Origin of the sequence: Lactonifactor sp. BIOML-A5 (genome assembly GCF_009677585.1) — a bacterium.
Classification (GTDB): Bacteria; Bacillota; Clostridia; order Lachnospirales; family Lachnospiraceae; genus Lactonifactor.
In genome coordinates this window covers 1-1,607 of sequence record NZ_WKYV01000064.1, presented here as the reverse complement: position 1 = coordinate 1,607, position 1,607 = coordinate 1, and the positions used below count along the sequence as shown (strand labels likewise).

1 protein-coding gene is annotated in these 1,607 nt (G+C 42.3%); it reads right to left on the bottom strand.

The features are described 5' to 3' along the window. Window positions 1-92 precede the first annotated feature (92 nt). Window positions 93-1,328: an IS110 family transposase gene (locus GKG41_RS23015; RefSeq protein ID WP_154263251.1), complete on the bottom strand. Its 1,236-nt coding sequence runs from the start codon at window positions 1,326-1,328 to the stop codon at window positions 93-95. Window positions 1,329-1,607: the final 279 nt, after the last annotated feature.

Below are 1,607 nucleotides of genomic sequence, written 5' to 3'. Positions count from 1 at the left end.
TTACTATGAAACAAAAACCATCGGATAGCCAAAAAAGCGCATACTATCCCTATTAAACTTTTAATCGTCCATTTTGAACTTAACTGGCAAGTTTATGCGGCTACTACGGGAGCTTCCCAGCCGAGTGCTTTTAACTTTTTAAGATACGCATTTATTTTACGTTCCTTGTTGAATTGATTATAATATTCGGCTCCCAGATCCTTGAAAACGACACCATCCTTAAGGATATGGTAAATTGAAATCAACATGGAATGGGCGACGGCCACATATGCACGCTTGGGTCCGCGGTGGGCACTGATTCTCATATATTGCGCATAAAAGTAGGATTTCTTATTTTTTACAGCAGCATGTGCACAGGTAATTAATGTAGTGCGTAAGAGGGCATTTCCTTTTCTGGTCTTTCCTGATTTTCTCTTTTTGGCACTTTCGTTATCTCCGGGACATAATCCTGCCCAAGAGGAAATGTGTCTGTCGGTTGGAAAACGGCTCATATCAGAACCTATAACCGAAATGATAGCCTGAGCACTGGTATTTCCTATACCAGTTACATCCTGAATTGCCTGTGAAGCCTGTTTTTCTTCAGGCTTCATAAAGTTATCAATCTCGTCATTCAGGTTTTTGATATGAATGTTAAGTTCGTCCAAATGTACAAGAAGTTCTTTCATCATCCTGCGCTGCAAAGGAGACATAACTCCATTCAGATCATCAACGATCTGTTCCTTGGTGGCTTTGAGATTATGAGCTATAATTTTTTGCTCATACATTTCATCGTATTTGCTTCCATCAATAGACTTTCCTGTAAGGAGATATTCTAAGATACTGCGGGCACTTTTTCCATTGATATCTGATACCGTTCCGGACAGCTTAATATTGGCTCCTTCCAGCATTTTCTGGAGGCGGTTCAATTCTCTTGTACGTTCGCCAACAAGGCTTTTGCGGTAACGAACCAGTTCTCTGAGTTCCCGCTGGTCTTTGTCAGGAATATAGCTTGGCTGAAGCAGCCCATGCTGAAGAAGGTCTGCAATCCATTCAGCATCTTTTACATCGGTCTTCCGTCCGGGAACTGCTTTCATATGACGGGCATTCACCACTATGGCGTTCAGGTCAGAAGATTCAAGGATGTTATACAGAGGCTTCCAATAAGAAGCTGTACTCTCCATGGCGACCATTTCACAGTCGCCTTCCTTTAACCAGTCAGCTAATTCAAGGAGTTCTCTGGTTGTTGCACCAAACTCCCGTACTTCCTGCTTTTTGCCGCATCGAAAGCAGGCAACGATAAGTTTTTTGTGCACGTCAATACCACAACATTTGTCGTAAATTTTATCCATACTGGCACCTCCTGGATGAATTTACGGCATGGTACTCTGTCTGTTATCATTTTACTATACGTCCTTCTGCCATAAACAAAAATTCTTAAAGTGGCTGGACAGGTGGTGGTGCAAATGAGAGTACCTGAAATCAGTTTAGTCCGCGGGCTACAGGCCCAAAATAAACACGATCTTTGCCGTTATTCTAAATATAAACGGCAACATTAACAAGTTCAATACCCTATAGCCTGCATAGTTTCATTTATGGTGGTGCCAAGTGTGCGGGCATGGGGGTTTAGT